Annotated in this window: 16 protein-coding genes; 7 read left to right on the top strand and 9 right to left on the bottom strand. The window is 44.9% G+C overall.

Annotated features, from left to right (window positions below; genetic code table 11):
• Positions 1–123: 123 nt before the first annotated feature.
• From FTU46_RS10650 to FTU46_RS10635, 4 genes are read left to right on the top strand one after another with little or no spacing between them, the layout of a single operon-like run.
• On the top strand, positions 124–828 hold the full coding sequence (locus FTU46_RS10650; RefSeq protein WP_175966796.1) for an energy transducer TonB: 705 nt from the start codon (positions 124–126) through the stop codon (positions 826–828).
• 39 nt (positions 829–867) lie between these two features.
• Positions 868–1,752, top strand: a complete 885-nt coding sequence (locus FTU46_RS10645) for a MotA/TolQ/ExbB proton channel family protein (RefSeq protein WP_179992868.1) — start codon at positions 868–870, stop codon at positions 1,750–1,752.
• Positions 1,753–1,767: 15 nt separating this feature from the next.
• Complete coding sequence (locus FTU46_RS10640) at positions 1,768–2,193, top strand: biopolymer transporter ExbD (protein ID WP_005234255.1); 426 nt, start codon at positions 1,768–1,770, stop codon at positions 2,191–2,193.
• Between the two features lie 20 nt (positions 2,194–2,213).
• Complete coding sequence (locus tag FTU46_RS10635) at positions 2,214–2,633, top strand: biopolymer transporter ExbD (RefSeq protein ID WP_004783336.1); 420 nt, start codon at positions 2,214–2,216, stop codon at positions 2,631–2,633.
• Between the two features lie 54 nt (positions 2,634–2,687).
• Here the strand turns inward: FTU46_RS10635 and bfr are convergent, their stop codons facing one another.
• A complete protein-coding gene (bfr, locus tag FTU46_RS10630) occupies positions 2,688–3,152 on the bottom strand; it encodes a bacterioferritin (RefSeq protein ID WP_180104948.1) in 465 nt (154 codons plus the stop codon).
• Between the two features lie 338 nt (positions 3,153–3,490).
• Here bfr and FTU46_RS10625 point away from each other — a divergent pair, with 338 nt between their 5' ends.
• Positions 3,491–4,558 (top strand): aldehyde reductase, encoded by a 1,068-nt coding sequence (locus tag FTU46_RS10625; RefSeq protein WP_034170652.1) that lies wholly within the window; start codon positions 3,491–3,493, stop codon positions 4,556–4,558.
• Positions 4,559–4,678: 120 nt separating this feature from the next.
• On the opposite strand, the gene rlmF is transcribed toward FTU46_RS10625, so the two are convergent.
• The 6 genes from rlmF to FTU46_RS10595 all read right to left on the bottom strand — a co-directional run bounded on the left by rlmF (position 4,679) and on the right by FTU46_RS10595 (position 14,166).
• Entirely contained in the window at positions 4,679–5,653 is a 975-nt protein-coding gene (rlmF, locus tag FTU46_RS10620) for a 23S rRNA (adenine(1618)-N(6))-methyltransferase RlmF (RefSeq protein ID WP_180104947.1), read from the bottom strand.
• A gap of 222 nt (positions 5,654–5,875) precedes the next feature.
• Complete coding sequence (ligA, locus tag FTU46_RS10615; protein WP_180104946.1) at positions 5,876–7,915, bottom strand: NAD-dependent DNA ligase LigA; 2,040 nt, start codon at positions 7,913–7,915, stop codon at positions 5,876–5,878.
• A 96-nt stretch (positions 7,916–8,011) separates the two neighbouring features.
• Positions 8,012–9,007: a cell division protein ZipA C-terminal FtsZ-binding domain-containing protein gene (locus FTU46_RS10610; protein ID WP_004783344.1), complete on the bottom strand. Its 996-nt coding sequence runs from the start codon at positions 9,005–9,007 to the stop codon at positions 8,012–8,014.
• A gap of 1 nt (position 9,008) precedes the next feature.
• A complete protein-coding gene (smc, locus tag FTU46_RS10605) occupies positions 9,009–12,461 on the bottom strand; it encodes a chromosome segregation protein SMC (RefSeq protein WP_180104974.1) in 3,453 nt (1,150 codons plus the stop codon).
• A gap of 11 nt (positions 12,462–12,472) precedes the next feature.
• The gene (locus tag FTU46_RS10600) at positions 12,473–13,168 is read right to left on the bottom strand and encodes a GntR family transcriptional regulator (protein WP_034170647.1); all 696 of its coding nucleotides are present in this window, start codon (positions 13,166–13,168) and stop codon (positions 12,473–12,475) included.
• Positions 13,169–13,362: 194 nt separating this feature from the next.
• A complete protein-coding gene (locus FTU46_RS10595; RefSeq protein ID WP_180104945.1) occupies positions 13,363–14,166 on the bottom strand; it encodes a sulfite exporter TauE/SafE family protein in 804 nt (267 codons plus the stop codon).
• A 27-nt stretch (positions 14,167–14,193) separates the two neighbouring features.
• Between FTU46_RS10595 and FTU46_RS10590 the strand changes: the two genes are divergently transcribed.
• The gene (locus FTU46_RS10590) at positions 14,194–14,949 is read left to right on the top strand and encodes a biotin--[acetyl-CoA-carboxylase] ligase (protein ID WP_034170645.1); all 756 of its coding nucleotides are present in this window, start codon (positions 14,194–14,196) and stop codon (positions 14,947–14,949) included.
• Positions 14,950–14,963: 14 nt separating this feature from the next.
• The gene (locus FTU46_RS10585) at positions 14,964–15,704 is read left to right on the top strand and encodes a type III pantothenate kinase (protein WP_180104944.1); all 741 of its coding nucleotides are present in this window, start codon (positions 14,964–14,966) and stop codon (positions 15,702–15,704) included.
• Here FTU46_RS10585 and FTU46_RS10580 read toward each other — a convergent pair.
• Both FTU46_RS10580 and FTU46_RS10575 read right to left on the bottom strand, forming a co-directional pair.
• A complete protein-coding gene (locus FTU46_RS10580; protein ID WP_166136715.1) occupies positions 15,658–16,263 on the bottom strand; it encodes an alpha/beta hydrolase in 606 nt (201 codons plus the stop codon). The genes FTU46_RS10585 and FTU46_RS10580 overlap by 47 nt on opposite strands.
• Positions 16,264–16,396: 133 nt before the next feature.
• Positions 16,397–16,972, bottom strand: coding sequence for an alpha/beta hydrolase (locus FTU46_RS10575; RefSeq protein ID WP_180104943.1), 576 nt, complete (start codon positions 16,970–16,972; stop codon positions 16,397–16,399).
• Positions 16,973–17,236 lie beyond the last annotated feature (264 nt).

Genomic DNA, 17,236 nt, shown 5'->3' with positions numbered 1-17,236 from the left:
AAATACAGCGCCATGCTGTATTTGCAGTATTCATATCATTTTAGCCAAACAAAAAATAATGCAGCTACATCAGCTTTGAAATAAACCGTTATTTCTTGTTTGTCTTAAATTCCAGGAGTCATGATGAGCACAACGTTTGAAGACATAGAAAAAAGCTCCGCCAAAAAGTTGACTGGAATTGGTGTCGTGATTTTCTTGCATATCCTGGTGGGCCTGGTGCTAATGGCAGGTATGGCAAAAGACATCATCAAACCGTCAGAAGAACCGGTTGAATTGATGATTATTCAGGATATTAAACCACCAGAACCAGAGCCACCTAAAGAAACCCCACCTGAGCCACCTAAAATTGTAGAAAAAGTGGCACAGGTTCCTGAGGTTAAACCGGTAGAAAAAGTGGTTCCGGTACAGAAAACACAGCCTACACCAACAGTCACTCAACCGGTTGCAGAACCAACGCCTGTAGCTGCAGCAACACCATCCCCAAGTCCGGTGGCTGCACCAGCTCCAGTTGTTGCAGCGGCACCTGCTGCTCCACCGCAACCAACTGGCGTTACACGCGGCGTATCTCAAGGTGAAGCTGGCTGTAAGCGTCCAGATTATCCACGTGATGCATTAATGAATGAAGAGCAAGGTAATGTGCTGATCTCTGTCTTTGTGAATACCGACGGCAAAGTGAAAGATGCCAAAGTAAAAAAATCCAGTGGCAGCCGTTCACTTGACCGTGCAGCGTCCAAGGCTTTCAGCTTATGTACCTTTAAACCTGCAATGAAAAATGGTGAACCACAAGAATCTTGGTACGACATTCCCTACGAATTTATCTTGGACTGATCCAGACAACAGATTAAAAACAAAATGAGGAGATTCATTATGAAAAACGCACGACACACTTTAAAAAATATCACTGCTGCAAGTGTCATTGCGGCAAGTACTTTACTACCTTTGCAAACCGTATTTGCTGAAGAATCCCCTACACCTGCAACGACAGTCACTGAAACGGCAACCCCAACTCCTGCGACTGTCGCTGAGCCTACACCGCCAGCACCTGCTGCAGCTGAAAAACCTGCCAGCAACCCTTATGGTCTGGAAGCCATGTGGAAAGAAGGCGACATGGTGTCTAAAGTGACCCTGTTCATTCTGGTGATCATGTCGATCGGTACCTGGTACATCATGATCACCAAGTGCTTGCAACAAGGCAAGATTCGCAAACAAGCCAAAGAAGCAGAGCATCAGTTCTGGGAATCTTCTTCTCTGGATAATGCAGCGCAAAATCTGGATGAAGCCAGCGTATATCGTTTTATCGCTGAAAAAGGCATCAAGTCAACCAAAAACCATGGCGGTACTTTACTAGAGCGTATCGACTTTAATACCTGGGTTACGATTTCTATTTCACGCGCAGTCGACAAGATTCAAAGCCATCTGAGTGGTGGTCTGGCCTTCCTTGCAACTGTAGGTTCTACTGCACCTTTCGTAGGTCTGTTTGGTACCGTTTGGGGCATTTACCATGCCTTGACTGCAATTGGTATTTCAGGACAGGCATCAATCGATAAAGTTGCTGGTCCGGTCGGTGAAGCACTGATCATGACTGCAATCGGTCTGGCTGTGGCAGTTCCGGCAGTACTTGGTTACAACTGGTTAACTCGCCGTAATAAAGCTGTAATGGAAGAAGTTCGTACCTTCGGTTCTGACCTGCATGCTGTACTACTGAGCGGCGAAATCAGCTCAAACAATCCTGTTCACCGCGACACAAAATAGAAATGGGGGTCAACCATGGGAATGATGGTCAATTCAAACGACAGCGATGATGAGGTCATTGGTACCATTAATACCACGCCTCTGGTTGATGTGATGCTGGTACTGCTGATTATCTTTCTGATTACAGTACCGGTTGCAATTCATACCGTACCGGTCGATCTGCCTGAAGAACGTAATGTCCCGTATGAAACCAAGCCGGAAAATATCCAGCTGGCAGTCAATAAAAATGGCGATATTTTCTGGAATGAATCCTATATTCCGGACAAGGCAATTTTACTGACCCGTTTACAGGCAGAAGCCCAGAAACGTCCTCAGCCTGAGGTGCATATTCGCGGTGATCAAAGAACAGCTTTTGAAGCGATTGATCAGGTCATCAGTACTACCCAGCAAGCAGGTATTGGCAAGATTGCATTTGTCACCACCCCGCCCGCTTCACCTTAAGATTGAGGGAGAATCCAGTTATGGGAATGAATGTTGGCTCAAATCAGGATGATGATGTAATGCTGGACGTCAACATGACACCATTGATTGATGTCATGCTGGTCTTGCTGATTATGTTTATTATCACTATTCCATTGCCGAATAATTCGATTAATATCAACCTGCCGAATGGTACACCACCACCGACTGAGGAAAAACCGCCAGAGATTGTGAATTTGCGTCTCGATGCTCAAGGCCAGATCTTCTGGAATGATCAGCCGGTGGCCAATGCTCAAGCGCTGGAAGCCTTATTCAAGACCGTGGCGCAAAAAGCCGATCAGGATCAGATTAAAATCAAGGCTGATCGTGCAACTGAATACAAGCATATCGCGATGGTGATGGCTGCGGCTCAGCGTCTGGAAGTGAAAAAAATCGGAATTGTCAGTAACAACAATTCTTAAGTCTATAGAATCAAAAAACCCAGCATCTGCTGGGTTTTTTGATTATTCAATATCTTACATTTGTGACTGGATATAGTTTTGTAGACCAATCAGCTCGATCAAACGTAACTGTTTTTCTAACCAGTAAGTATGATCTTCTTCCGTATCCGACATTTGCTGGCGCAGCATGTCACGGGTCACATAATCGCCCTTCTCTTCACAAAGTTTGACCCCTTGAGCCAGCTTTTCACGGACATGATACTCAAGCTTCAGGTCAGCTTTCAGGCAGGTCACCACATCTTCACCAACTTCGATGTCATCACGCTGCATATTTGGCGTACTTTCAAGAAAAAGGACACGACGGATCAGGGCATCTGCATGCTGTGCTTCTTCCTGCATTTCATGGTCGATGCGTTCAAAGATTTTAGTCAGACCCCAATCTTCATACATACGAGAGTGAATCAGGTATTGATCACGAGCAGCCAGTTCGCCACCGATCAGCATATTTAAATAATCTACGACTTCTGGATTACCGCGCATTTGAATTACTCCCTGCTTTTATCATCCTATTATGGAGAAAAGATTTTTGATTTGCAAAAGCAAAATTATGGTAAATGTCTGATTTTTATATAATTAAAATGAGAAGCACTTGCATTTACGCTCTCTGTTCGGCCAAATCCCATTTATAAAACAACATCTTGCATTTTTCGTTCCGTTTTTATTCATTCTAGCAAGCTGGAATATTCAAACGTTAATTTTTGTAAATATTAATAAGCACTTATCTTGTTGCTTATTTTTATCTTGGACTCACCTGTTTGGCCTGGTTCATGCATAATTGTGCCTACGATGAAAGAAGTCAAAACAACAACGGTTTAAATATGACATTACAACATAGCACAGCACCTGTTCTGGTCACCGGCGCATCTGGCTATATCGCCAGTTGGGTGATCCAGAAACTTTTGAAACAGGGTTATACCGTACATGCCACTGTACGTGACCTGAATAAAACCCAGAGTTATACGCACCTAGAACAAATTGCAGATAGCAGCCCCGGGACCTTAAAGCTGTTTGAAGCTAATCTGCTCAAGCCCGGTTCTTTTGATGCAGCCATGGAAGGTTGTGAAATTGTCTTTCATATGGCCTCACCTTTTGTGGTCACCAATTATAAAGATGCGCTCAAAGACATTATTGAACCGGCAATTCTGGGTACGCAAAATGTGCTGAATAGCGTCAATAAAACTGAATCTGTCAAACGTGTGATTGTCACCTCAAGTATTGCCTCAACGTATGGCGATGCGATTGATATTTTGCAAACCGAGCACACCAGTTTTGATGAATCTCACTGGAATACCACCAGTTCAGAAACCCATCAGCCTTATCCATATTCTAAAGTCATGGCTGAGCGCAAAGCTTGGGAAATGGCGGAAGCGCAGGATCGCTGGGACCTGATCTGTATCAATCCGGCACTGGTCTTTGGGGAATCCTTAACGCCTAATACTCAATCAGGCAGTGTGGAAGTTCTGCAACAGTTTGCCAATGGCATGACCTTGCTGGGTGTTCCACCAATGTGGAATGGTGTGGTGGATGTTCAGGATGTTGCTGAAGCCCATATCCGTGCTGCATTTAATCCGGAAGCGCATGGCCGTTATATTATCTGTAGTGAGACTTTGAGCCTGCTAGAAATGGGTAAAATCCTGCGTGAAGCGTTTGGTCCTAAATTCCCGTTTCCACGCAACCAGTTGCCAAAAACGGCCTTCAAGATTTTTGGTCCTCTGGCAGGCTTTAGCCGTAAATTTGTTGAACTCAATATGGGTTATCCAATTTTCTTTAATGCCCAAAAAAGTAAGGATGAACTCGGTCTGGAATATCGTCCAGTAAAAGAAAGCTTGGTCGAACATTTCCAGCAATTGCTGGATGATGGTGTGGTGAAGAAATATATTCCTTAATTGTACGAGCTCAAACCTGATCTGACAGTGACCGATTTTTTATGGTGTCTGTCAGATTAAATTTGAGCTACTACACCGACTTATGCGCCCACAAGCTCACTATTCCTGCATAAAAACAAGCTAAGCAGAAGTCCAACGCGCATTTTTCCACGCTTGCTGTTGCTTTGTATCTAGAAAAGTCCAAGCCACAAAACGACTCTCTTTTTGCCCCTGCGTCATTTTAATAGTTTTTACATCCACTGCACCGCACTTACTCAAGGTATTTAACAGCATAGGTAATGTGGTTTTCTTAGAAACCAGTGTACTAAACCAAAGACATTGCTCAGCAAACTGTGTGCTCTCTTGTACCATCTGGCAAACAAAGCGTTCTTCTCCACCGTCACACCACAGCTCGTTCTTTTGTCCGCCAAAGTTTAACACCACTTTAGACCGATCAACCGGTTTGCCAAGTTTGCGTAATTTTTGCGTTGCTGTGGCATTTGCCTCATCTTGCGAAGCATGAAATGGTGGGTTACACAGGGTCAAATCAAAACGATCTGAAGGTTTAATCACACCTTTGAAGATATTGCTCGGTGTCTTCTGCAATCGAATCTGAATCCCCTTCCTGAGATTCGGATTTGCCTCCACGATAAATTGAGCGCTTTTAACCGATGCCGAATGAATGTCTGAGCCGACAAATTTCCAACCATAACTACGATGCCCAATGATCGGATAAATACAGTTCGCCCCTACCCCAATATCTAATACGTGAACGGCGTGTCCTGTTGGAATCTGACCGTTATTATTGAGACTTAACAGGTCAGCCAAATAGTGAATATAGTCGGCTCTACCCGGAATCGGTGGGCAAAGATAATCTTGAGGAATATCCCAATATTGAATGCCGTAAAAATGCTTGAGCAATGCTTTATTGAGCATTTTCACAGCCAGTGGATCAGAAAAATTGACTGAAAGATCGTTGTATTGATTCGGGCTGACAAAAGGCGCAAGTTCCGGACAAGTCTTGATCAGCTGAGGAAAATCGTAACGACTGCGATGCAGATTTCGTGCATGTAATTGCGATTTTTGTTGCGGAAAAGATTTCTTTGCTTGCGCCATGTGTATGCCAATCATCAAAGGGAGAACAGAATCAATCAGGCAGGATCTATACCTGCAAATGAATCTATTGTACGTGAATTCAACTTACATTACCGAACCCGTCCTTGTATTTGTCTATCCTCCCCTCTCATTCACCTATAGTTTTGAACTAGCAATAAAAAAGACACCTCAAGATTCATCATCCTGGGTGTCTTTTTTATTTGAGTCATTGTTTAGAACTGATTATTCTTCGATTTGCCCATGCTCTTTCATCAAGGCAATAAACTGTTCTTCATTGATCACAGGCACACCAAGTTTTTCTGCTTTATCGAGCTTAGAACCCGCTTTTTCACCCGCCACCACACATTTGGTTTTGCTAGAGACACTGCCACTGACCCGTGCACCTAAGGCTTGCAGTAATTGCGTCGCTTCATCACGACCCATAGAACTTAAAGTTCCAGTCACTACCCAGCTTTCACCATTCAGTGGTTGGCGCGTTGGTGCAATTGGCGCATCCCAATGAATACCGGCAGCCAACAAGCGATCCAATACTTCCAGGTTATGCGGTGCCTGGAAGAAATCAACAATCCATTCTGCGGTAATATCACCAACATCCGGTGTTTTCTTTAAAGCGTCTACATCAGCACTACGCAAAGCGTCGAGAGTCTGGAAAGTATTGGCCAGCATACGTGCTGTCGTTTCACCTACACCGCGAATACCGAGTGCATAAATAAACGCTGCCAATGTAGTTTTCTTACTGTTTTCAATCGAATCAATGAGATTCTGCACGGATTTTTCACCCATTTTTTCGATTTGCAGCAATTGCTCACGATGCTCATGCAAGTGATAAATATCCGAAACATCTTTTAAAAGATTGAGATGTAGCAATGACTCTACCCAGCGATCGCCCAAACCTTCGATATCCATGGCCTTACGTGAAACAAAGTGACGGATGGTCTCAATGCGCTGCGCTGCACAATACAGCTCACCTGAACAGCGTGCCAGTGCTTCACCTTCTGGCATGACCACAGGAGAATCACAGACTGGACAGTTCTCTGGCAAATACACTTCTACCGCATCGGCAGGACGGAATTCTGGCCAGACTTTTTCAACCTTAGGAATCACGTCACCACTACGATAAACGCTGACGGTATCACCAATACGCACATCCAGACGATGAATTTCACCAATATTATGCAGGGTCACATTGGAAACGGTCACGCCGCCCACAGCAACCGGATTCAACCGTGCTACAGGCGTTAGAGTCCCGGTACGACCCACTTGCCAGTCAATATTTTCAACAGTGGTCAATGCAGCCACTGCCGGGAATTTATAAGCCGTTGCCCAACGTGGTTCACGGCTCAAGAAACCCAGTTTCTGTTGCTGTTTAAGGTCATTGACCTTAATGACCATACCATCGATTTCGACACTAAGCTTTGAACGTTCTTCAATGATCTGCTCGTAAACTTTTTGCACTTCCTGGATGCTACTGCAGATAAAATGCCGCTCACCAACAGCAAAGCCAAACTGCTGTAGCCATTCCAGACTGGCTGACATCGTGGTTTGACCATGATGCGGTACACACTGGGCAATCCCATAGGCATAGAAAGCCAAAGGTCGAGAAGCTGCAATATTCGGATCAAGCTGGCGTAAACTGCCGGCCGCGGCATTACGTGGATTGGCAAAGGTTTTTTCACCTTTCGCTGCATTGGCCGCATTCAGGCGTTCAAAGCCGGATTTCGGCATCAGCACTTCGCCACGCACTTCCAGTAATTCTGGAATCACGCCATTCACTGGAGACAGGAATTTCGGCAGGTTACGGATGGTTTTGACATTCTGGGTAATATCTTCTCCAGTTTCCCCATCACCACGGGTGACACCACGAACCAGTACGCCATGTTCATACCAGAGGGAAATTGCCAGACCGTCAAATTTCAGCTCAACATCGTATTCAATCTTTTGATTGGGTAAGCGTTCTTCAATACGGCGCGCAAAAGCAAACAGATCATCCTGATTAAACACGTTGCCCAAAGACAGCATTGGCACCGCATGCGTTACGGTCAGAAATTTGGAAAGTGCCTGACCACCTACTTTGACTGTCGGTGTGTCTGGCTGCTGTATATGTGGATATTGTTCTTCTAAAGCTTTGAGCTGATGAAAGAGCTGATCATATTCACTGTCTTCAATCGTAGGTTGATCCATCACATAATAAGCATGATTATGCTTGGCAATCAGTTGAATCAATTGACGCATTTGCGCAATGACAGTGGCATCTTGGGTCATAATTTCACCATAAAAAAGGGCGGAAAATCCGCCCTATACAATATTCAGCTTTTCGCTATTATAAAAATCGGATTCTGCAGATTCAATATTGGAATATTAAACTTCTGCAGTCTGTCCAGCACGATAATCAATCGCCTGATGACGCCAGAATTCACGTAATTGTGGGGTCATTTCCTGCTGGTTCTGATCATAAACCAGACCATCCACTTCACGCGCAATCAGACGAGAAATGCTGTCCATGGTATCGAAGGCATTCTGCACATCGCTATGCGGTAAAGCCAGGAAGAACGCCAGACCTTTCACTTCTTCAGTCGACAGGGTTTCTAGGTCAAAACCTTCCATACCGGTATCTGCCATACGTAATACCGAAAATAGCAGTTTCGAGCCATCTTCACTATAGCGATGGAAACATGCCAGCTCACCATAACGCAGGCCATATTTCAGTAAAACTTTTAAGGTTTTTTCACCTGAAAGAGCACGGCCTTGTGGATAAACATGCAATGAAATAATCGTTTCAGCATTAGCCAGCGAACATTCTTCATCCACAATTTTTTGCTCATGGAGATGTGCATCGAGAATACTGCTTTCATCATTAAAGTCAGAAATTTCAGCTTTTTCAATATTACTATTCAGGCTAAATTCAGCGGCTTTGGGCTCTTTTTCTTCTTCTGCTACTTCTACTGTTTCAGGCTTGTTTTCTTGTTCAGCTGACGTAGTGTTTTCTTCTGTTTTGGCTGCTTCCTCTGCAACCACCTGTGTATCGAGCGGACTTGCTGCTTTGGTTTCTGGCTGGGCGGTTTCAGTCAAAGTTGGCTCTACTTTGACTGCTTCTTTTTGTTCTGTCTCAGGTGCAATGTTGTCTACCACTTCTTCATTCAGACTCGGTTCAACACGTGCAGCTGCCGGACTTTCGGTTTTAGACAGTTGAGATCGTACATGCCTTGGAATAACCGGAGTCTGGCTGTCAGGATCAATATGAAGATCCGCATCCAGTGACGGTACAGCCTCCGCAGGTTTTTTCAAGATCAGTCTTATGCCGAATAGCATAATCACAATTGCAATAACAATCCCGATAATTGTGGTGATTTCCATGTTATACCTCCGCAGCTAAGCCGTATTCTTTTGCCTGTTCCAAATTTACTGTCACTAATTTTGAGGTTCCCGGTTCAGGCATGGTTACACCTAAAAGATCAGTCGCCATCATCATTGCAAGTTTGTTATGGGTAATATAAATAAATTGCACTTGTTCAGAAAGCTCTTTGACTAAATTACAAAAACGTCCCACATTGGCATCGTCCAGCGGTGCATCGACTTCATCCAGTACACAGAACGGTGCCGGATTTAGTCGGAAAATTGCAAAGACCAGTGCTAATGCGGTTAAAGCCTTTTCACCACCAGAAAGCAATGCCAGTGAGCTATTGCGCTTGCCTGGTGGGCGTGCCATCAGTTTTACACCCGATTGCCATCCATCTTCAAGACTTAAACTCGCCTCACCACCCTCAAATACTTTCGGGAACAGGTTTTGCAGCTCGGCATTGACCTGATCGAAAGTATTCATAAACAGCTTGCGGGTTTCCTGATCAATACTTTTCATTGCTGCCTGCAGCTGTTCAACGGTATTTTCCAGGTCCTGAATCTGATGGCTGAGTTCGCCATAGCGTTTCGAAACTTCTTCATACTCTTCAGAAGCTGCCAGATTCACCGCACCCAGTTTATCGAATTGAGCCTGTGCTTTTTCCAGTTTAGCCTGATGTACTTTTACATCAATATTTAGCCCTGAAATTACTTCACTATTCAACTCTTTCAGCTGCTCTGAATAATGCTGTAAATCGGATTTTGCTGCCTGCCAGGCCAGACGTTTGGCTTCAAGTTCAGTACGCAATTGTTCATCTTGCTGCTGGAAAGTATGGCGCTGCTCAGTCAGGTGCTGCTGCTTGCTCTGGATCTGATTCAGCTCGATCTGCCAGTCTGCCCAGGTTTTTTGCAGTTTTTCCGTGATCAGTGCCTGTTCATTGAACTGGCTCTGTAAAGCAGGTAATTCCAGCTGTACCGGATCGACAAACTTTTTGGCCTGTTCTATTTGCGCAATAATCTGTTGATATTGCTCTTTTAAAAACAGCTGGTCTTTTTCCAGCAGTTCAGCCTGCTGCTGACTTTGTACCGTTTGACGGCGCAGTAATTCTAATTCCTGCTGCGCCTGCTGAGTGACTTGCTGTGAGTCTTCCAGCTGGGCATTGAGTTCTTCCAGCTGGAATTGCAAGGTTTTGTAATTTGGCAGTGCCTGTTCCAGTTTCAGATTCAGTGCATGCAGATCAATTTCCAGATCGTCTTTCTGCATCGCATCTTCTTCCAGTTGCTCGTCCAGTTGCTGTAACTGGTTCTGCAATTGCTGTTTCTGTACTGCAAAGGCCTGTGTCGCACTCTGGACTTTAGCAATATTCAGATCAAGCTGTTGTAACTGCTTTTGTGCCTGCTTCTGCTGCTCATTGATGCTCTGAATCTGGCTCTGTAAAGCTTTCACTTGAGCATTTAACTCAGGAAGCTGTTGCTCTAGATCTGCGAATTTTGGTTCAAGCTGAATCAGTTGCTGCTCGATTTCATCCAGACGAATACGATGACTCAGTGCCCCTTGTCCCGCCTGACTGGCTTCATCATAGTCCAGTGCAATCATCCAGTCGGGTCCGACATGATAGCCATCCAGACTTAAGATCGACTGGCCTGTATGCAACTGCGTTTGTAAACCAAGTGCCTGTTTAAAGTTCTCAGCTACGGCCACCTGTTGCCAGAGTGAGTATTGAGGTGCTTCAATCCAGTCTGCTAGACAAGGGAGTCCATCAAGCTGAATATTATCCTGTATCATCTGAGCTTTGAGCTGGCGTGCACTATTTTTCAAAAAATGCTCAGTTTCTTCTAATACTTGTGCAGAAAGCCATTTCGCCAGGAACTTTTCAATCAGGCTGGCATGAGCTTTGGCCTGTGGATTCAGCTTCAACACCTGCATTAACTGCACCGCATCCGCTTTGGCGTTTGGATTGGCTTTGGTCAGTAACTGGCTCAGGTTTTTCCGTTCTGAATGCAGTACCTGAATTTCTGATTTCATCTGTATGAGCAATTGCTGCTGACCTGCCTGTTCTGCCTGTAGCTGCTCAAGCTCAGTTTTCAGTGTTTTGAGCTGAGTCTCAAAGCCAGTGATTTGCTGTTCAGTTTCAGCTCTATCAGTCTGATACTGTTCCAGCTCATCTTGCTGCGCCTGCTGCTGAATTTGTGCTGCCTGCTGTTGCAAGGTTTCTTTTTGCTGTTCAATCCGGACAATATTTTTAGCCAGCTGTTCACTTTGCGCCAGCATTTGCTGTTTACGTTGTTGCTGTTGCTCAACCTGGGTTTTAATTTGAGCAAACTGGGCAGCAATTGTGCCTTGCTGGGATTTCAGATCAGTCAGACCCTGGTTTTGTTCCTGACTTTGACCTTCCTGCTGCTGCAATTGTGCAGTCTGATCTTCGAGTTGTTGATGCAGGGTGTCCAGTTGCAATTCAATCAGCTGTAAACGTTCTTTGGTTTGTGCTTTTTGTTCTTCCAGCTTCACCAGACTGCTTGAGTTCTGCTGCAATAAGGACTGCTTTTGCTGCAGGGTCATTTCCAGTTCGCTGAGCTTTTTCTCAGCCTGTTGCCATTCAGTTTGTAGCGGTGTGGACTGTTGAATCAAGCGCTGGAACAGTTCACTGGTCGCTCCCAGATCATGCTCAACAGTAGTCAATTCAGAACGTACCAGCTTAAAATTCTCGCCCAGCGTATTCATCTGCACAGTATATTCTTCTTGCAGACGCTGGCTCTGCTCACACTGGAACGACAGGATTTCAATCTTGATGGTACGGATCTGGCCTTCCAGTTCCTTATATTGAATGGCAGTTTCTGACTGGCGTTTCAAGGTTTTAAGCTGAGACTTGAGTTCAGAGGCAATATCTTCCAGACGCGACAGGTTCTGCGTCGTGTGATCCAGATGCAGCATGGTCTCGCGGCGACGTGCCTGATAACGGGAAACCCCGGCAGCTTCTTCAATAAAAACCCGCATTTCTTCCGGCTTGGCATCTACCAGACGGTTAATCATGCCCTGTTCAATAATTGCATAAGAACGCGGCCCCAGACCGGTTCCCAAGAAAATATCGGTAATATCACGACGTCGGCATTTAGTGCCATTCAGGAAATATTCAGACTTGCCATCACGGTTGACCTGACGACGCACTGCCAGCTCATTATAGGCATTATACGCACCGCCCAGCTTGCCATAAGTATTATCAAAACGCAGTTCTACACTGGCGATGCCCACCGGTTTGCGCTTGGCTGTTCCGGTAAAAATCACATCCTGCATGCTGCCACCACGTAGTTGGCGCGCACTGGACTCACCCATCACCCAGCGTATGGCATCAATCACATTTGATTTACCACAACCATTGGGTCCCACCACTGCAGTCCGGTTATCCTTGAAGTGTAAGGTGGTACTGTCAGCAAAAGATTTGAAGCCTGAAAGTTTTAAACTGCTTAAACGCATAGTGTCCTGATTTAACGTCGTGAGCGTCTGGCCCACGCGAGTTCAATTTGTTTCATCCGTGTCAGAGATTCCAACACAAGGTTGCGCAAGTGTCGACAAAAATCTTCCATAAATAACGTCGCCTGATGGGATTTACGAATTAAAATCGCCTCCGTCACCAGTTTAAATAATTCAAAAGATTCCTGTAGCTCACGTCTTGAAATATTCAGGGTCAGAAAATAGCTACGGCGTAAAGATGGCAGCAGTTCCTGATAGTAGCGCATCAGGTAAAGATTACCGACCATCTCCTGTTGCTGGGCCATTCCCTGAAAGATCAAATCATAAAACTTTTCGATATGGCCTTGGCGGGTTTCGGCTTCTAATTGTTCTAATAATAGCTGAATGCGCTCTGCCTCATGACTGCGCCAGGTCTCTGCCATGCGATGTACCATCTGCCCCAGCAATAAAGAGGTCAGGTCAAACAGGGCACGAACCTGCATGGCCGACATTTCCGAAACAATGGCGCCACGACGCGGGAAGATTTCAATCAGCTGGGTACGTTCAAGCAAGAGCAAGGCTTCACGGACTGATCCCCGACTGACGTCAAGTTCCGATGCAATTCTGAGTTCCTGGATGCGTTCGCCTTCAACCAGTTCACCCCGGATAATCTGTTCACTGATATGCTTGGCAATCTGTTCAGACAAACTGTGTGCTTCTTGTTGTTGCATACTGTTCCTGTCTTATTTTTATTGATGCAAGTGCAGTCATTCTGGATGACTTTTCAGTTATTAAACGGCTTTTTTGCAGAAAATACTTTGACATTGTCAGACAATCTTGTGTCTATACAGCCAACCCAGTCAAAGAAAAAGGAGAATAGTGACCTATTCTCCTCAAAAAATTTAGCTGATAAAAAATGAGTAGTTCAGGCAGTAAAGCCTTGATAGATAAAATACAGACCAACTGTAGTCAATAAGGCCGCAAAACATTTTTTTAATAGAACTGGTGATAATAAATGCGCCACTTTTGCACCAAATTTTGCAGTGATAAAACTCATCACACTAATACCAATAAACGCATAAATATGAATATAACCAATCGTATTTGGTACTTCGACTTCAGCTTTCTGACCAAACCAGATGAAACCTAAGGCACCAGCCACTGCGATCGGCAAACCGCAGGCAGCAGAAGTGGCTACTGCTTTCTGGATGACGACACCACAACGATTCAGGAAAGGCACAGTCAAACTGCCGCCACCAATCCCGAATATGGCCGATGCCACGCCAATGCCGCCACCCGCTGCCAGCTGTAATGCGGCTGAAGGCAATTTCTGGTTCGGATCAACCTGATAATGCGCACCTCTAAACATTCTGAAGGCAATCCAGACTGCAAAGAAGCCAATCAGCAATTGCAGACCCTGACCCGATAAATAATCTGCAATTCCAGCTCCTAAGAATGAGCCAATGACCAGGCCGGGTGCCAGATTACGCACCACATTCCATAACACTGCCCCTCTCTGATGATGTGCCATCACCGAACTGATTGAGGTCACAATAATTGTGGCCAGAGAAGTTCCGACTGCCATATGCATAATCACGCTTGGATCGTACTGGAGCTGGGTAAAAACAATGTACAGAATTGGCACGATAATCAGACCACCACCAACGCCAAACAGGCCTGCGGCAAATCCTGCAATTGCACCAATCAATAAATATATGATTAACTCCATAACGACATTTACCACGTTTAGATTCAAATGGATGTAGAAACTCGCGAACTGCAGCAACGTTTAAGTCAAGCAGGCCAACTCCCTGAAGTGTTGCTGATCAAGCCGATCACCACATCGACCAATGACGATGTCCGGGAACTGGCAACCAAAGGGGTACAACAGGTACTGGTGTGTAGCCGCGTGCAAACCCAGGGACGTGGACAGCGTCAACGTCAGTGGATTTCTCCTGAGGGGAACATCTATTTAAGCACATTGCTGCATACACAAAAAGTAATCGATGGTCGCCTGGCACTGGAAATTGCATTAAATATCCTGCAAATGCCAAGCCTAAAAGGCCTGGACTTGCAGGTGAAATGGCCCAATGACCTGTACAGCCTGCAGGGGAAATGGGGTGGCATTCTGATTGAACCGATTTCGACTCAACAGGTGGTGGTTGGTGTCGGGATCAATATCAGCCCACTCATGGAAAGCATTCCAGACCAGCAGGTCACCTCTCTGACTGAATTGGGACTACCACATACTTCACGTGTAGATCTGATTGCCGAGTTGTATCTGGCTATTCAGCAAGCGGGGGAATGGTTTAATTATGGCAGTCAGAATCTGCCGGCACGGTTTAACCAATATGCTGCATTTTTCCAGCAAACAGTTGAATTTACCGATATTCAAGGCCAATATTCCGGAACTTTCCTCGGCATTCAAGACGATGGTGCAGTCATTATTGAAACGGATGCAGGTACGCAGACATTTTATCAGGGGCAACTCCGTCTTAAAAACGGCGGCTAATCAGGCATAACTCAATGAAAAAATTATGGTTGGATATCGGCAATACACGACTCAAGTACTGGATTACGGAGCAGAACCAGATCATTGAGCATGCCGCGGAAATGCATTTGCAATCTCCTGCCGACTTACTTTTAGGACTGATTCAGCACTTTAAAAGTTTGGGTCTGCATCAGGTCGGAATTTCTTCAGTATTGGACAAAGCGAATAATGTCCGTATTCAATCGATTCTGACCTGCCTGAACATTCCTATGGTTTTTGCCAAGGTACAGGCACGCTATGCCGGTTTGATCTGTGGCTATGATGATCCTTCCCAGCTTGGGATTGACCGCTGGTTGCAGGTGCTGGCCGTTGCCAAGTCAGCTGAGAAAAATTATTGTGTCATCAGCTGCGGGACTGCCCTGACCATTGATCTAGCCCAAGGTCAGAAACATCTCGGTGGTTATATCCTGCCGAATCTGTATTTACAGCGCGACTCCCTGATCCAGAATACCAAAGGTATTAAAATCCCGGATGCAGCTTTCGAGGAACTCAGTCCTGGGCGCAATACCATTGATGCCGTACATCATGGCATTTTATTCGGTCTGCTCAGTACCATTGAAAAAGTACTGCAAGATTTTCCGGCACAGCTGATCCTGACCGGTGGAGATGCTGCGCTCTTTGCCCAGCATCTCGAACGGTTTCAGCCTATTATTGAACCAGACTTATTGCTTAAAGGCCTGCAGCATTTTGCAGATCATTTGCCAGACACAGTTTGAGCAGCTCGAGCAACTTTGAAAAATCTGCATAGCCATCCAGCTTGTTAAAATGCCCTGCATTTTTGATTTCAAAAATCTGTGCATTCAGGCTATGGCCCAAACGCAACGAAATCGGTGCAGGCACATAAGGATTATTGCTGGAAAGCAGCATTACAAAACGTTTGGCGCCATGTGATAGATTGTTCAGATCTAACTTTACTGCCTGCACCATTTTGTTTAGTTCCGACCAGGCCACCAGTGGTGTATCAAAAGCTGCGACTAACATGAGCCCGCCAATTTTCAATTGTGTACGGTTATAGTGTTCTTCGAGAAACTTTAGAGCACTTAAGCCACCCAAGCCATGCGCAACAATGAAACTATGCTCATCCAGGTACGGAATCTGTAGTTTCAGGTTGTGCTGCCATTCTTCCAGATCGGGTTGAAAAGGATTGGCCAGCATGATCCGTTTGGCCTCGAACCCGGCGTCTTTGATCTGCCGGCTTAACCATGGATACCAATGGTCATTTGAGGTTGCCTGATAGTCAGGCACGATATAGACTTTCTTCGTTATATTTTTCATAGCATTGTACTTATTATATTGAGAGCAAAATGCTCCGACAAAAGTTAAGTTTTTAATTATTAGCGGATGAAATTCAATATTCCTTATTTAATTTCATCCTGTCATCATTGAACCGATCTGTTCATCATCCTCCCTATTCAGTGGAAGATTGAATCAGATAAGGCTGAATCACTTGCCAGACTTCCGGCAGTTCAGTACAGCCTTGCGAATTAATAAAATGTCCTTGATGCTCGGCACAGACTACAATTGCATCCAGACTTTCCGCTTGCTCCAGACTAAAGTCAGGCTGAACCCGATCATCACCTTCCGAATAAATCACTACACGTTCATCAATCTGACGTTTCAGTAAATCAAAATCTACTTCAGCAGCGTCAATGAACGGATTAACTTCTTCCAGACGTCCCAGTCGGCCATTGAAACCGGCCACTAATACCAGTTGTTTGATTCTCTGATTTTTTAATTCGCGACTTAAATAATGTAATGCAGCCAGACATCCCAGACTATGCGCAATAAAAATACTGTTTTCGTCAATCCCGTCAATCTGTTCACGCATTTGCTGTTCCCAGACCTCCAGTTTTGGCGTAGTTGACGGGTCAAGTCTGAGTACTTTCAAGCTGACATGTTCCTGCTGGGCTTTTTCCTGAATCCATGGAAACCAGTTTTCTTCAGGACTTGCGGTATAGCCATGCACCACAATCACTTGAGTCATTAGAAACATCCTTCTATATTATTTTATTTCGAATATTTTCGAGTCTGCCTGATTTTTATGGAAATTTGGGTAAGCAAATGTTGTTTTGTTTAAACTGGATATAAAAGAAAATACAGACAATAAAAAAGGCGCTATATGCCATTGCTGTCCCACAATTTTTCACAAGAGGAAGCTCAAATGAGCTTCCTCTTGTTTTATGGGTATTTTATCGGGTGAAAATAAAGCTTTTAAAGTTCTTCTTTCAAACAAATTCACTTGAATTAT

Source organism: Acinetobacter sp. YH12108 (assembly GCF_013419055.1).
Lineage (GTDB): Bacteria > Pseudomonadota > Gammaproteobacteria > Pseudomonadales > Moraxellaceae > Acinetobacter.
Note: the sequence above shows the minus strand (reverse complement) of the source record. Positions and strands in the feature narration are given on the sequence as shown.

Excerpts from the sequence above, each read along its gene's own strand:
- FTU46_RS10625 (WP_034170652.1), top strand. The coding sequence starts at position 3,491 with ATGACATTACAACATAGCACAGCACCTGTTCTGGTCACCGGCGCATCT.
- FTU46_RS10595 (WP_180104945.1), bottom strand. The coding sequence starts at position 14,166 with ATGGAGTTAATCATATATTTATTGATTGGTGCAATTGCAGGATTTGCC.
- FTU46_RS10580 (WP_166136715.1), bottom strand. The coding sequence starts at position 16,263 with ATGAAAAATATAACGAAGAAAGTCTATATCGTGCCTGACTATCAGGCA.
- FTU46_RS10650 (WP_175966796.1), top strand. The coding sequence starts at position 124 with ATGAGCACAACGTTTGAAGACATAGAAAAAAGCTCCGCCAAAAAGTTG.
- smc (WP_180104974.1), bottom strand. The coding sequence starts at position 12,461 with ATGCGTTTAAGCAGTTTAAAACTTTCAGGCTTCAAATCTTTTGCTGAC.
- ligA (WP_180104946.1), bottom strand. The coding sequence starts at position 7,915 with ATGACCCAAGATGCCACTGTCATTGCGCAAATGCGTCAATTGATTCAA.
- FTU46_RS10645 (WP_179992868.1), top strand. The coding sequence starts at position 868 with ATGAAAAACGCACGACACACTTTAAAAAATATCACTGCTGCAAGTGTC.
- FTU46_RS10600 (WP_034170647.1), bottom strand. The coding sequence starts at position 13,168 with ATGCAACAACAAGAAGCACACAGTTTGTCTGAACAGATTGCCAAGCAT.
- FTU46_RS10575 (WP_180104943.1), bottom strand. The coding sequence starts at position 16,972 with ATGACTCAAGTGATTGTGGTGCATGGCTATACCGCAAGTCCTGAAGAA.
- FTU46_RS10635 (WP_004783336.1), top strand. The coding sequence starts at position 2,214 with ATGGGAATGAATGTTGGCTCAAATCAGGATGATGATGTAATGCTGGAC.
- FTU46_RS10640 (WP_005234255.1), top strand. The coding sequence starts at position 1,768 with ATGGGAATGATGGTCAATTCAAACGACAGCGATGATGAGGTCATTGGT.
- FTU46_RS10590 (WP_034170645.1), top strand. The coding sequence starts at position 14,194 with ATGGATGTAGAAACTCGCGAACTGCAGCAACGTTTAAGTCAAGCAGGC.
- bfr (WP_180104948.1), bottom strand. The coding sequence starts at position 3,152 with ATGCGCGGTAATCCAGAAGTCGTAGATTATTTAAATATGCTGATCGGT.
- rlmF (WP_180104947.1), bottom strand. The coding sequence starts at position 5,653 with ATGGCGCAAGCAAAGAAATCTTTTCCGCAACAAAAATCGCAATTACAT.
- FTU46_RS10610 (WP_004783344.1), bottom strand. The coding sequence starts at position 9,007 with ATGGAAATCACCACAATTATCGGGATTGTTATTGCAATTGTGATTATG.
- FTU46_RS10585 (WP_180104944.1), top strand. The coding sequence starts at position 14,964 with ATGAAAAAATTATGGTTGGATATCGGCAATACACGACTCAAGTACTGG.